We start from the raw sequence: 14739 nt of genomic DNA on the forward strand, positions 1-14739 counted from the left end.
TGAAGTGTCTGATTTATGTTTTTGAAGAATCCGGTTTATTCAGTCGGGATTTGTTCATCATATTTATCAAGTGTTTTTTGAAGTGTTTCCTTTATTCGTTTTCTAAAACTTTCCGGACGAAGAATTTCGATTCCGCAGCCAAATCCCAATAGCAGGCGCTCCATTTCATAATTCGGAATCACAAAAAGATGAACAATAATGCTTTTATCCTCATTTTCCTGAATCAGTCTTTGTGTATGATGCAAAGGTTTTGTCAGGACATAAGGCGCATTCTCAGAATCAATCCAAAGTTCGATTCGTCTCGGTTGTAAACCTGAGTTAACAGTTACCCCAATTACATTTTTATAATACGATTCGGCATCAAAATCTTCGTCTAAATACAGAAGATTAAAATCGTAATCAATCGAAATGATCCTGTCCAGAGCCAAGTTGGTTATAGGTTGAGATGCTTTTTTCTTCCCAACCAAAAACCATCGATTATTAAATTCCTTCAAAATAAAAGGATGAAAATGAAATTTGGTTTCGTCTCGTGATTTAAAAGATTTATAAGTAATAATTAAAACCATTTTTTTGATAATTGCCTGATATATTTCGTCTAAGTAATGAAGGCCTTTGAGTTTTTCATTCTTATCCAGATAAATTACCGGTTTTGTATGCGACTTTTCAGCATAGATTTTATCTTCCAGTCGCTGTAAAATATCCGATACGTCATTAAATAGAGAGAAATCCTTGAACTGCTTTAACATCGAAACCGTTTCTGTCAAGACATTCATATCGGTTTCCGTCAGCGGAATATCGGTTATCGAAAAATCGTCGTCTTCATATTTATAATATTTTTTATCGTACACCACGATCGGAGCGTTATAACCCAGTTTTTCACTTCGCATCAGCTGAATATCCATCTGAATAGTTCGTTTGCTGATGGGGTTTTGACGTCCTTCATATTCAGATAAAGCTTCAGAACAGCATTCTATTAAATCCTCCAAGGTCCATTGCCTGTATTTATTCTGCAGGCATTTATCGATCGTTTTGTATCGAATTAAGGCGTTTTTGTTTTGTGACATGGTTGTGTGTGTTGCCACAAAGGCACAAAGGCGCAAAGTTTTTTTTTCACAGATTTTAAGGATTAAAAGGATTTTCCTCATTTCTTGTCATTTCGACCGAAGGGAGAAATCACACTAGAAACTCCGCACAGAACGTCTCCAATCTTTGTCGAATCCCGCGTGTGATTTCTCCCTTCGGTCGAAATGACAAACTGTGCGTTTAATTAATACTTTAAATAAAAACTTTGCGCCTCTGCGTCTTTGCGAGATTCAATTTTTAGCTTAATAACTTTATTTCGTTCTCAATATTAATTCTCGCTTTCTCTTCATACAAACTCCTAAACTCATCAGTCTGAAAAATAAATTCATTCTCCAGAAAATGTTTCAACGCTTTGGCGCGTCCGGGTTTGTATAGAAAATCAGGGTAAATGCGATATTCTTTTCGAATTTGTTCAAAATAGATTTTATAATCATCCCAGTCTTTCGCCAGAATTTTCAAATCAAAATCAATTAACCAGTTGATGTCTTCAATTGCGTTTTGCTGATGCTGTTGTGTGGCGCAGATGGCATCAAAGACTAATTGTTTATTTAGATTGACATTTTCAGGTAAAATCGACAAAGCATACTCAGCACTTTTGAGTTCGTTATCTTTTTTAGAAGCCGAATACACAAAATCGTGATAAAAAATAGAAAATAATATTTCGTTAGGATTTTGAAGTTTATCGCAATACATTTCAAAACTTTCGATCATTTCTTTTAAATGCGTGAGATTATGATAATGCCTTGATTTCTTGGAATATGCTTTTTCTAAATCCTGCCAGTTTTGTTGAATTTCATTTGTTGAAAAGCCAATATTCAGAAGTAATTCAGAATAGATTTTATCTAAATCCATGATCTTTTTTACTCAAATTTAAAATTCTTTTTTTACTGCGCAAAATAATTGCGTAGTGAATTTGAAATCTTTGTTCAGGAAATAAAACAAATAGTATTTCTAAAAAATGAAAACAAAAATTTCACTACGCAAAATAACTGCGCACTAGTTTTGAAATCTTTGTTCAAGAAATAAAAACAAACGTTCATAGAAATAAAAAAAAAGAATAAAACAGGTCAAGTTTGAGTTACTTCGAAAACACTTTCCAATGTACCACTTACACCATTACCTTTTTATTTTATAATCATAATTGAGGCAGTAGCTCAGTGGTTAGAGCAGGTAGTTTTGAAATTATCCATCAAAGGTCAATCAAAACTTACTTCGTACATTTTTAATGTCCGGGTCGTGGGTTCGAATCCCATCTGCTTCACAATTAATGGTCAATTAAAACTTACTTCAGAACACGGCTACTTTCGGTTCGAGTCCGAACAAGTTTTAAAATCATCATTAATAAAAACGAGGGTCAAGATCAACTTACTTCTTCGGGGAAACCCACCAGATAAATAGTTCATCAATTACACTCCAATTTCAGGTCAAGTGTTTCTTACTTCAAAACTCTTTTAGGTAGAACTCAGAAACACCATTATCTAAATTTTAAAAATTAAAAAAAATGAAAACAAAAGAATTATTAAAAATCAGTTTACGTCAAAATGCTATTTTCATTCCATCAGAAATGATTGCGAATCATGTTAAAAATTTATCAGGAACGACATCCGTTTTGTTAGCCAATGTTTCAAAACTTGGATTTACATTTTCTGAAACTTTGCTTCACGCTTTAAACAATGTGACCCCGAATTATAAAATCGAGGTTTTAGAAGTTTTGAGAGAAGTTTTAGGAACAGATAAAAACTGGACGCCATTGGTAAAAGAATGGAATATTCCAACAGGTGAATCTGTTATAGATCATATTCTAACTTATTTCTGGAATGTTTTAGGTGTGAAAAACGGAACAACTTTAAAATGTGGACATATTATCCCGGATAATACTTTTCCGTTAGAAAAATACAATGGTTGCCCTTTTTGCGGAACTCCGTTTGAATTTGGAAAACTCGAAAATATCGGTCAAGGAAGCAAATTGAAAATGCTTGAATTTTGGACAGAAAAAGATTTAAATGACTTCTATATCTCATTATTGCAATCTAAAACCGCTTTAGACGCTACTCAGGTAGATAGTTTAAAATTGGCGATGAAGTATTTGCCTTTGCCAAAAACAGAAGTGGCGATGAAGGAAACTTTAATGCTGGTGATCGATCTTTTGATTGAAAATGGCACTGAAGATCTGGCTTCGCAGTTTTTGAAAACGCCAACCGATATTTTGCGTTATTTATGGTATAAAAATACCGGAATGCTGCAGATTATCGAACCAAAAACGATTATCAAAAGAGCGGCTAAAAACGGTCAGCATTTTCATAATTCGTTAGATACAAGCGCTCAGGCAAGAATTGCATCTCAAAAAGATTTGAAACTAAAATATTCCCGAAAAGAATGTTTAATGGTCGCAAATTGGTTAAACAATATGAATATGGATGTTGAAGCAATGTGCGAAACGATGCATCCAAAAAGAGGAATGTGGGTTCGTTTTATCCGCGCGCTTCGTTTGGCAGAATACAGCAAAAGAAAAGGATTTGAGAAATTGAATTTTTTAATGGATGTATTTTATAACCAGGTGTACGATGTTTGGCAAAGCAAAGTGAATTCGTCAAGATTGAAATTTGATGCCGATAAAACGTTTGCTTTATTGAAACAGCGTCCAGGTTTATTTGCACGTTCGTTATTCTCGAATATGCTTTGGTTTGGAGCGGATGAAACTATTGCTCATTTTGAAGAAATCATCGATAAAGTTCCAGCGAGATTGGTGTTTACATTAAATATGTATGCTCAAAATTATTTTGATAAAAACATGCAGAGAAGCGTGAAACCTTTGGGTGGAACAAACAAACGAATTGAAGCAAACGCTTTATTGAAGTTGTACGAAGATTTTCAGTTGGAAGCAATGAAAAATCAAATCGAAGAATTGTGTCTTTTGGCCATGAAAAAACGATTTGTGAAAATAGCGAACACCAACAAAACAATCTATATCGATCCGCAATTGTTTAACATTCCGGTTTCTATAGGAGATCGAAGCGAAACGGTTCAGGATTTACCAGTTGCTTTAATGGGAACACGTTTCCCAATTGAAGGAAACGAAGTACGATTGTTTATGCAATGGGGGAAAGATTTGCCGGCACAACATCTGGATATGGATTTAAGCTGTCATATCGCATATGAAATACGTTCAGATATCTGCTCTTTCAGCCGATTAACCACAACAGGTTGTCAGCATAGTGGTGATATCAGAAGTATTCCGAATAAAATTGGAACTGCTGAATACATCAACATCAACATCGACGAATTGGCGAAAGCCGATGCAAAATTTGTGACTTTTACCTGTAATGCTTACAGCAACGGAAGTATAACTCCAAATTTGGTTGTAGGTTGGATGAACAGTAAATATCCGATGAAAATTTCGGAGCGAACAGGTGTAGCGTACGATCCGTCGTGCGTAGATCATCAGGTTCGTGTGACGCAGAATGTTGCCAAAGGTTTGGTTTTTGGAGTGTTGGATGTAGCCAAAAGAGAAATCGTTTGGTTAGAGATGACTTTCGGAGGTCAGGTTGTAGGCGGTTTGGATTTCAAAGGCGTTCAGGCGTTGTTGGCAAAACTAAACAGCAAATTGAATATTGGTAGTTTGTTACAGCTAAAAGCAGAAGCCCAAGGTTTAACAATCACCGAAAATGAAATTGCCGATGAGGTTTATACAGCGCAATGGGCCATGAATCCAGCGGTTGTGACACAATTGTTGGTAGATTAGTTGCAAAGTGACAAAGTGACAAAGTAACAAAGGTTTGTAGAGGCGCACTGCTGTGCGTCTCCGCAAAGATTGGTAAATTTAATCTTGTGAAGAGGTACAGTTTGTCATTTCGAACGAAGTGAGAAATCACACGCGGGATTCGACAAAGATTGGAGATACTGTGGCTAGCTTCTCGCTAGGATTTCTCCTCCGTCGAAATGACATAAATTGAGTAAAAAGTAGAATGAATTAATCTACGCAGAATAACTGCGTAGTAGTGTTTGAATCTTTGAAAAAATAAATTGAGAGATATGAGAAATTCAGAATTTGAAATCCATCCTTTTGATCAAGCTTTCTATATTGAATCTTTATTAAAGAAAACACATTCAGTTTTAAATGATGCTAAATCATTAAATAAATTTTGGATGAAGAGGAACTATCATTGTAAAAATGACGATATGATTCTAGATTTATTTGAGAATATTATTCTTAATGCGGGAGGAATTTCCAGATTTTTTTGGCCTTCAAGCAAAAAAGTACATTATAAAATTAGAGGGGAAAAACTACGCGAAGTTTATGAAATTAATGATTCAAATGTTTTAAAAAATCGAGATATGCGGAATCACATCGAACATTTTGATGAAAAATTAGATGATTTTTTAAAAGAATTTTCTACATGGAAAGTAACGCGAAAGTATGTGGGACCATTAACTTTTGTAGATGATAATAGAACATTTTTCAGAGCATATTTTTATGATAAGGATATTTTTAAAATGTTCAACGTAGAATATGAAATGGAGCCAATTATAGCTGAAATTAGAAGAATTCATGAGATTTTATTACAACAACAAAAAAACGGCAGTCGATTTTAAAATAACTGCACAGCAATATAAAACCTTTACACCTATGAACCTATGAACCTTTATCCCTTAAAAACAAAAAAAAATGAAAACACAAATAAACGGAACAGATATATTAGAATTAGGATTCCCAGAAGGAAAAATAATTGGGATTGCCTTAAAAATAAACAGCAAAAGAAACGGATTCACAAGAGACGAAATGATTACAAATTTCAAAAACGTCTTAGAAACTCCGGAAAATTATATAGACGATAAAATCTTCAGCAAACTGGCTGTGGCTTTGATTGAAAAATCGAATGAAAAACCAGAAGATTTCATCGCTTTAAATGAAAATCCGAATGCGTATTCGGCTTACGGATTGGATCATATCGAAGACGGAGCCAGAAAACAAATGGAAGTGGCCATGAAACTGCCTGTTACGGTTGCGGGAGCATTAATGCCAGACGCGCACCAGGGTTACGGATTACCAATTGGCGGAGTTTTAGCGACTAAAAATGCCATTATTCCGTATGGTGTTGGAGTTGATATTGGGTGTCGAATGGCTTTGTCGGTTTATGATATTCCGGAGGATTTTTACTTTGAAAACGAAGCTAAATTCAAAAGAGAATTAATTGCCAATTCTATTTTTGGAGCAGGTCACGGATTTCACGGTCAGTACAAATCAGATCACGCGGTTTTGGAGAACGATACATTCAATATGAATCCGTTTGTGAAGAATTTAAAAGATAAAGCCTGGTCGCAATTAGGATCTTCGGGTGGTGGAAATCACTTTGTAGAATTCGGAATCATGGAATTTGCCAAAGACGATGCGGTTTTGGATATCCCAAAAGGAAAATACGTCGCTTTGCTAACGCACTCCGGTTCACGTGGAATGGGTGCCACAATTGCCGGACATTATACTAAAATCGCCAAAGACGAATGTAAACTTCCAGAAGTAGCAAAAAACTTGGCGTATTTAGATATGAACTCACAATTAGGACAAGAATATTGGCTTGCCATGAACTTGGCGGGAGATTACGCTTCGGCTTGTCACGAGATTATCCATAACAAAATGGAACGCGCTCTAGGAGCCACGATTTTAGTCAAAGTCGAAAACCACCATAATTTTGCCTGGAAAGAAATCTGGAACGGCGAAGAAGTGATTGTGCATAGAAAAGGAGCAACTCCGGCTGGAAAAGGCATTATGGGAATCATTCCGGGAAGTATGACCGCACCGGGATTTTTGGTGAGAGGAAAAGGCGAGGAGAACGCCATCAATTCGGCTTCGCATGGAGCAGGAAGACAAATGAGCAGAACCCAAGCTATAAAAAACATCACACAAACCGAAATGAAATCGATCCTGAAAGATCATGGCGTTACGCTTATCGGAGCAGGTCTGGACGAAGCCCCAATGGCGTATAAAGATATCAATCAGGTAATGGAAGCGCAACAGGATTTAGTGGATGTTGTAGCGAAGTTTACGCCTAAGTTGGTCAGAATGGCAGATGACGGGAGCCGTGAGGATTGATTTTTAGTGTTCAGTCGCGGTCACAGCATTCAGTGCAGAAACGCACTGCAGTGCGTCTAACGCTTTGTAGTGATTTTAACCGCAAAGTTCACAAAGAATTTTTACGCATAGTTTGTCAATTTCGACCGAAGGGAGAAATCTCACACGGGATTCGATAAAGATTGGCGACATTCTGTATGGAGTTTCTCGCGAAGATTTCTCCTTCGTCGAAATGACAAATATTATGGTTACTTTGACTGTCAATAATTTTTCACGCAGATTTAAAAAGATTTAAGCAGATGCTCGCAGATTATTTATAAAAATCATTTTAAATCTGCTAGAATCTGCGTGAAACAAAAAACTTTGCGACTCTGCGACTTTGCGAGATTAATATAGCACAGGAAAGAAAAAACCTGAGCAACTTAGAATCTCAGCACCTTTAAAAAATCACGTATTATTACCTGCTTTAAAGCTTTGTTGTTTATCTATATTTGAAACCAGCCATGAAAGAAAAAATACTCCAAAAATTAAAACAGATAGAACTCGAAAAAGACGTAGAAATACTCTTTGCCGTAGAATCCGGAAGCCGTGCCTGGGGATTTGCTTCTCCGGACAGCGACTATGATATTCGTTTTATCTACAAACACAAACCCGAGTATTATTTGTCGCTTTGGGAACAATCCGACGTAATCGAATTCATGACCGAAGACGATCTTGACGGTTCCGGCTGGGATTTACGGAAAGCCATAAAATTATTAGCAAAATCTAACGCACCTTTGATCGAGTGGTTGTTTTCGCCTGTTGTGTATTTAGAGAACGAAGAATTTGCAAAACAAATGCGTGAGATAGCCACGGAATGTTTCTCGCCAATAGCGGTTTTACACCATTATTTAGGAACGACAAAAAATTTCATGGAAGTCTGCGAAATGGAAGAAGTAAAACTAAAAAGTTATTTCTACGCCTTACGCACCGCATTAGCCGGAAAATGGATTATAGAAAACAATACGTTTCCGCCCGTAGCTTTTGCTGATGTATTGTCAATTGCACCGAAAAACATACAGGAAAAAATACTGGAATTACAGCAAATAAAAGCCACTCAAGGCGAAAAATACCTGCACCCAAAAGAAGCTTTAATAACTGATTTTTTACTGGAAACCGTAAAATTTAATCAGGAAAATGCGGGTAAGTTGGGAAGCGGGAAGAAGTTGAATGAGGAGTTGGATTTGTTTTTTTTAAAAATGCTAAAATAGATTATGGAACAATCGAAACAACTAGAGAATCTATTCACACATATTTTCAAAACTAGAGAAACTTTAATTGATTCTCTTGATCTAAAGAAGTATTCTGAATTAGAAATAAAAGGGATTATTATAAAGAATTCCGATGGTAATTATGTAGTAGATTTATATTCCACAGAAATATATGATTACTTAAAAACAATGATTACTTCTAAGCTAACTATTAGCTTATCTGATAATATTGAAGAATCTTTTAAAACAATTCACGAATTTGAGGAACTTATAAAAAATGAGTATAGTTATGGTAATATTATAAATGCTTACACTGAAATATTTGATGCCTTTAGAGTTAAGTATTTAGTAGAATTAGATAGTAAAGGAACTGATGTTGTATCATTTAAAAATGAATTAAAACAAAAATTAAACATAATTTATGAGTTAAGAAACTTTGGGAAAATATTTTATATTTTTCTTGTTTCCAAAGATATAAGTATTGAACAAATCAGTGATTTTTTAGATTCTAATAAGGAAGAAGAAAGCAGATATTATTTAAATGAATATTTGTATTCGCTTGTTAATAAAAAAGAAGATTTCTCAATTAAACTGACCAACTATCTTTTAGACAGATACAAAACCGCAATACCTCATTATTTAGTAAGTTTAATTAGCTCATTAATAAATAAAGGTAAAGTTGAATTCTTAGAAAAACTTAAACAGCGATTAACAAACTCCGCAAAAGAAACTTTTTGGTCTTATTCGTTATTGAATATAAATTCACAAATAATTTATAATGAACTATTAGAAATCTTAATTAAGGATTGTAGCACAGAATATTTATACTATAAAACTAGAATTATTGAAAGCTTGATGAACTCTCCATTCATAACTCCTAAAGATTCTGAAACGCTTTCTAACAAATTATTTGAGTTTTTTGAAAATCCTGATGAAAATGAAATCAACAGTTATTTTCATTCAATTACATATGGTTTTGAAAAATTTGAAGATTTAAAATACGAACTTTTACATGGTTACCTAAACCGAACACAGAACATCAAAGCAATAAGTTCTTTCTTTTATAATTTTAAAGAACCTAAATATTTATTTCATCTAATTGGAGTAATTTATAGTAATGGTTGGTATAGAAATTCTATTAGTCTTTTTGAAGAACCTTTATCACATTTTTGGTCAACTTCAAGAGACAAAACAGAAGAATTTATTTTATCATTAATATCTACCAAACAAAGAACAGGATTATTACCTATTGAAATGATAATGTCAGGAAGAGAAAAACCAATGCAAATTAATTTATTAAAACTTAATACTGAAGAGGAACAAGTTTTAGCAATAGCAATGATTTGCAATTTTCCACATTCATTTGACAAACTTTTACCAATATTAATCAAATTAAAAGATTCTAAATTTCATAAAGTGATTGAAAACCTTCAAATGCAGTTAAGCATTCTTGTTTATGAATGTTATAACGAAACATTAATTGAATGGTTGGAAAACTTAATCCCTAAATCAAGAAAAAAAACAGCGTTCTTGAAACCTATAAAACAATCACTTGAACTATATAAAGAGATTAAAGAGTTAAAATATAAGAATAACGACCTAAATCCTTATTACAATGAAAAATCATTAATGGATTTATATTATAATTTAGAAAATGAAAATAGAGCTAAAATGATGGAAAGCGTTAGAAATAATCCTTCCGGGCTATCTAGTTTATTCAAAAGTACTTCAATCATTAGAGGGAATAGTTGGAAATTTGAACACGAGGAGAATGTAATGCCTTTAGGTAAAGTAGAGTCTCAAATGTACATAGATACAAGAGTATATAAAAATCCCGAATTATACGAATATCAACTTGAAAGATTTAATAAATAATGAATATTAAACCAACAATAATAAAAGAGTATTTAGAATCTTTAAAAGAAGATAATGAATTAGATGTAGTTTTTACAATTCTTCTTCAAACTTTGGAATATGAAATCCTTTCTACTCCTAAAGAGTATAAAGGATTTTCACAATATGGTAAAGATATTGTTGCTGTAAAAATTGATCCAGAGGATAATAAAAAGAAACGTTTTTATTTTGAATTAAAAGCAGGCAATATTGATAGTCATAAATGGTTTAGAGAAAAAAATGGAGTAAGAAATACTCTATTAATGACAGCTGATAAAGATTTTAAAACTACATATAAAGATTTTGACAAACTTCCAGTTAAAGTTGTTTTAGTTTATAATGGAATGATAGAAGAGAAAATCAGAGCAATTTTGAATGATTTTTCGACTAAAGAATTTGTAAATAAAGGGATTGAATTTAAAGAATGGAACATATTTGATTTGTCAAAATTATTATCAGAAGAAATTTTCAGTAAATATTTATTAATAGACGATGAAAATATTAGGCTTTTCAATAGAGTTTTAGTAAATCTAAATGTAGGTGAAAATGTTTCGAATGATTTTGATTCATTATTAAATAATTTATTATTTAAAAATTCATTTTCTATAACAAAAGGTAGATTAAGTCGTTCACAAAAACTTATTTTTCAATCCGTTAACTTAATAGCATATATAATTTACACAGAATCAAAAAACTACAATAATTTATCAATTGCAAAAAAATACTTAACTCATTTAATACTAAAATATTGGTATTGGATTTTGAAAAACAAATTAGAAACAAACAAAGAAGTTTTAGCATTATTCAATCAATTTTACATCTTTTTTAATTTCACTATTGAAGAACTTTTAGAAAGGAATTTAAATCTATTAGAGTTAAAAGATGGCTTACACTATGAAAATGGAGGTAGATATGAACAGATAGGATATACAATTAGAAGTTATGATTTTAATGTATTACTAAATAGTTTTATTATCTCTTTCAAAGATAAAATTCAAAAAGACCAGTATAAAGGCTATAATGATAGAATAAACAATACCTTGCAGAATATAAATGTTCTATCAAGACCATTACTCGATATTCACTCAATTCCAATAATAGACAATATTAATTTGTTAATTTATTTTGGTGATGTTGAATCAGCGAAGCAATATCTTCTTAACATATTAGGTTATTTAAAGTTTCTTAAAAAGAAATATAATAAATTTCCTGATGCAGCAAACAATATAGAAAGCGTCATAAAATACACCGTTACTGGCATAAAACCTGTTTATTATATTGACTCTGTTTCACCATTATTAGCAATTATAATGGAATATATCGCAATATTAGATTTAGAAAAAACATACTATGAAACTAGGAAATTCATCATTGAAAATGATATTACTTTAGGTTTATTTATACCGCATCATAGCATAAACTCCAATTCAAAACATCTTATTGAAGATACTGAGAATGATTTAGAAGAGCAATTATTTTCGAGGTCAATTAATGACGGTTATCAAATTGAAACAAGTATGTATTCTGAATTTGACAAAGAATTATCATTTCAAGATTTCAAGAGTAAAATTTTAAAAAGAAAAGATGAATTTCAATATGAATACAGGACTGATAAATATGGATTTTCTTCATTAAGAACAATTGCACATTATTACTTTAAAACTCCATATTTTCCAGATTATTGGCGTTATAATTTAAAACATTAGCTATGACCATTCAATATCTAAAATCCCAAAACCTAATCCTTTTCGAAGTAATCTCAGGAAGTAAATCGTTTGGGCTAAATACACCAACATCAGATACCGATATAAAAGGGGTTTATTATTTACCTAAAGAAAAATTCTTTGGGCTGGATTATATTCCGCAGATCAGTAATGAAACCAATGATGAGGTATATTATGAAATTGGTCGTTTTGTCGAATTACTGCTTAAAAATAATCCAAATATTCTGGAGATTCTGGCTTCGCCGGACGATTGTATTTTGTACAAACATCCGTTGATGGAGCAGTTAAAAATCGAAGATTTTCTGTCGAAACTCTGCAAAGATTCTTTTGCGGGTTATGCCGTAACGCAAATCAAAAAGGCGAGAGGTTTAAACAAGAAAATCGTAAATCCGTTACCAAAGGAAAAGAAAAGCCTTTTGGATTTTTGTTATGTTTTAGAAGGTTATAAAACCGTTTCGGTATTAGAATTTCTGACGGAAAATGATTTAAAGCAGGAACAGATTGGTTTGGTCGATCTTCCCAATTCAAAAGGAATGTTTGCGATGTTTTACGATTCCGGGAAAACACTGGGTTATAAAGGCATTATTCAGAAAATAAACTCCAATGAAGTTTCGCTTTCATCGATTCCAAAAGGTGAAAAACTAATCGGTTATTTATCCTGCAATCAGGATGGCTATTCCAAATACTGTAAAGAATATACTGAGTACTGGAACTGGATAGAAAAACGAAACGAAGACCGCTACAACACCAACCAGCAGCACGGAAAAAATTACGACAGTAAAAATATGATGCACACCATCAGGCTTTTGCAAACCGCAGAACAAATTCTTTCGACGGGAAAATTAAATATCAGGGTTTCAAATCGGGAGGAATTACTCGACATAAAAGCCGGAAACAGAGAATACGATGATTTACTCGAAATGGCAGATAATCTAATTGCTTCAATCGAAAGTCATTATCAAACCTCAACTTTACCTGAAAAGCCGGATGAAGAAAAAGCGATCCAAAATTTAATCAAAATAAGAGAAGAATTATATCTTTAAAAACAAAAAAAATGCGCAATTCCCATTGCGCATTTTATATATAAGAAATTCTTTTATCAAGAATATTATTTCAATTTCATCAATTTTTCTAAATATTCAACTTTATCTTTTTCAGCCTGAACCAAACGTTCGTAAAGCTCAACAACTTTATCAAGAGGATTGAAAGTGCAAGCATTATGATTAGTGTTTCCATTTCCCTGACCATTATTAGCACTATTATCGTAAAAATTATTAAAGAAATTAAAAACAGATTCTTCCGAAAAGTTTTCAATAGCTTCAACCGTTACGCCAAGTGCTTTTGCAATTTCTACAAGTTTTTTAGAATCAACTTCTTCGCTTCCTTCAATTCCGGAAACAGTTTGCTGACTTATGCCAATAGCTGCTGCAAGCGCTTCTTGTTTCATACCACGAAGCTCTCTGATTCGGCTAATATTTCTGCCAATGTGTTTTGGTTTTGTTGCTGTGCTCATAATTCAAAGATATTTAATTTTTTTAAAAAAAATAGTGATCTGTAAAAAACACGATTAATTTGGTAAAATACTCTTTAGGTTATTTTTTGTACAGCGTAAATATATGCTTTTTCTTACTTTCGTAAGTTTAAATAATTAGTAATTTTATCTATATAGCTTAGCCATAGATAAAGCATAGATAAAGCATGGATAAAGCATGGATAAAGCATGGATAAAGCATGGATAGTGCATGAAAACAAAATCAAAATATAGAGTCGATAATCGTGATTTTTTGTTTATTTCTAAAATCTAAAAGTAATGCTTTTCGAAGTCATTTGAGGGTAATAAACCATTTGGCAGAAGTAATAAATTAAATCTTTGATATTTTCATTATAAATTTCACAAAATATGAACTGCAAATTAACTTTTAAAGAAAGAGCCAAGTTAAGCATGGAGCAAATATCCAAACAGAAAGGAGTTACTTTAGAACAAGCAAGAGCACAAGCAAAATGGATCAGTGAAGTAAGTACTTCTAAAGTAAAGAAGAAAAGAATCTAAATCATCCCAATAAAAACCCAAACCCCGCAAATACCAATTGGCAGGGTATTTTTTTGGAAATCAAAGACTACTTTTATAGTCAGGTTGTAAGCATTATTTTTAACATTAAAATAAGGTTATCTCAGTATAATCCTATTTTTTAATTTAGTATTTTACATCTTTCAAAATAAAAGCCGGTATCAATGAATATAAGCATCTCAGTTAAAAAATTAGGAAAAAAACATCCGCTCCTGCAGGAAAAAAGTATAGCGCTGGCAATAGAAAATCCTGTAATTACCACGCAAAAGCTCATAGAATCGATTGTAGATCATCAGGTACAATTATTCCATGCTTCTTCATTTGAGTTTGAAGACGAAGACAAAATCCATCTTCCAAAAGAAAACTATTTACCTATCCTTACCGATACCGGAAAAGCAGGTTTCGGGGCAATTTACAACCACAACAAAGTCAATCTGATAAAAGCGCAGGAAACAGCGATTCAGGCTTTCGAAGACGGTTTATATGCTATTTTCTACGGCGACGATCAACTGGAAACGCTAACGGAACAAATTGATTTATCTCAAAATAAAGCGATTACGTTTATCAGACTGACCTTTTTGGCGGGAAGCTATTGGTAATTGTGAATTGTGAATTGTGAATTGTGAGATGTAAAATGTGAATTGTAAAATGTAA

Annotated in this window: 12 protein-coding genes and 1 tRNA gene; 10 read left to right on the top strand and 3 right to left on the bottom strand. The window is 32.8% G+C overall.

The window, feature by feature from the left end; genetic code table 11:
- Positions 1 to 35 precede the first annotated feature (35 nt).
- On the bottom strand, positions 36 to 1064 hold the full coding sequence (locus AAEO57_RS11600) for a helix-turn-helix transcriptional regulator (protein WP_341692753.1): 1029 nt from the start codon (positions 1062 to 1064) through the stop codon (positions 36 to 38).
- 256 nt (positions 1065 to 1320) lie between these two features.
- Positions 1321 to 1935 (bottom strand): HD domain-containing protein, encoded by a 615-nt coding sequence (locus AAEO57_RS11605; protein WP_341692755.1) that lies wholly within the window; start codon positions 1933 to 1935, stop codon positions 1321 to 1323.
- Positions 1936 to 2226: 291 nt separating this feature from the next.
- Here AAEO57_RS11605 and AAEO57_RS11610 point away from each other — a divergent pair.
- The 8 genes from AAEO57_RS11610 (at position 2227) to AAEO57_RS11645 (ending at position 13060) form a co-directional block, all read left to right on the top strand.
- Positions 2227 to 2344, top strand: a tRNA-OTHER gene (locus tag AAEO57_RS11610).
- A gap of 240 nt (positions 2345 to 2584) precedes the next feature.
- Complete coding sequence (locus AAEO57_RS11615) at positions 2585 to 4825, top strand: RING finger protein (protein WP_341692757.1); 2241 nt, start codon at positions 2585 to 2587, stop codon at positions 4823 to 4825.
- Positions 4826 to 5115: 290 nt separating this feature from the next.
- The gene (locus tag AAEO57_RS11620; RefSeq protein ID WP_341692759.1) at positions 5116 to 5676 is read left to right on the top strand and encodes a hypothetical protein; all 561 of its coding nucleotides are present in this window, start codon (positions 5116 to 5118) and stop codon (positions 5674 to 5676) included.
- Positions 5677 to 5749: 73 nt separating this feature from the next.
- Positions 5750 to 7171: an RtcB family protein gene (locus AAEO57_RS11625; protein ID WP_341692761.1), complete on the top strand. Its 1422-nt coding sequence runs from the start codon at positions 5750 to 5752 to the stop codon at positions 7169 to 7171.
- A 482-nt stretch (positions 7172 to 7653) separates the two neighbouring features.
- A complete protein-coding gene (locus tag AAEO57_RS11630; RefSeq protein ID WP_341692763.1) occupies positions 7654 to 8400 on the top strand; it encodes a nucleotidyltransferase domain-containing protein in 747 nt (248 codons plus the stop codon).
- Positions 8401 to 8403: 3 nt separating this feature from the next.
- Positions 8404 to 10275 carry a hypothetical protein gene (locus AAEO57_RS11635; RefSeq protein WP_341692764.1) on the top strand — a complete coding sequence of 624 codons (1872 nt, stop codon included), beginning with the start codon at positions 8404 to 8406 and terminating at the stop codon, positions 10273 to 10275.
- The gene (locus tag AAEO57_RS11640) at positions 10275 to 11999 is read left to right on the top strand and encodes a hypothetical protein (RefSeq protein WP_341692765.1); all 1725 of its coding nucleotides are present in this window, start codon (positions 10275 to 10277) and stop codon (positions 11997 to 11999) included. Before AAEO57_RS11635 ends, AAEO57_RS11640 begins: the two co-directional genes overlap by 1 nt.
- Before the next feature lie 2 nt (positions 12000 to 12001).
- Positions 12002 to 13060 carry a nucleotidyltransferase domain-containing protein gene (locus AAEO57_RS11645; RefSeq protein ID WP_341692766.1) on the top strand — a complete coding sequence of 353 codons (1059 nt, stop codon included), beginning with the start codon at positions 12002 to 12004 and terminating at the stop codon, positions 13058 to 13060.
- A 65-nt stretch (positions 13061 to 13125) separates the two neighbouring features.
- On the opposite strand, the gene AAEO57_RS11650 is transcribed toward AAEO57_RS11645, so the two are convergent.
- A complete protein-coding gene (locus AAEO57_RS11650) occupies positions 13126 to 13530 on the bottom strand; it encodes a helix-turn-helix domain-containing protein (protein ID WP_341692767.1) in 405 nt (134 codons plus the stop codon).
- Between the two features lie 387 nt (positions 13531 to 13917).
- Here AAEO57_RS11650 and AAEO57_RS11655 point away from each other — a divergent pair, with 387 nt between their 5' ends.
- The gene (locus AAEO57_RS11655) at positions 13918 to 14067 is read left to right on the top strand and encodes a hypothetical protein (protein WP_341692768.1); all 150 of its coding nucleotides are present in this window, start codon (positions 13918 to 13920) and stop codon (positions 14065 to 14067) included.
- Positions 14068 to 14249: 182 nt separating this feature from the next.
- On the top strand, positions 14250 to 14684 hold the full coding sequence (locus AAEO57_RS11660; protein WP_341692769.1) for a hypothetical protein: 435 nt from the start codon (positions 14250 to 14252) through the stop codon (positions 14682 to 14684).
- Positions 14685 to 14739: the final 55 nt, after the last annotated feature.

The sequence above is a fragment of the Flavobacterium calami genome (assembly GCF_038290035.1).
GTDB classification, from domain to species: Bacteria; Bacteroidota; Bacteroidia; order Flavobacteriales; family Flavobacteriaceae; genus Flavobacterium; species Flavobacterium calami.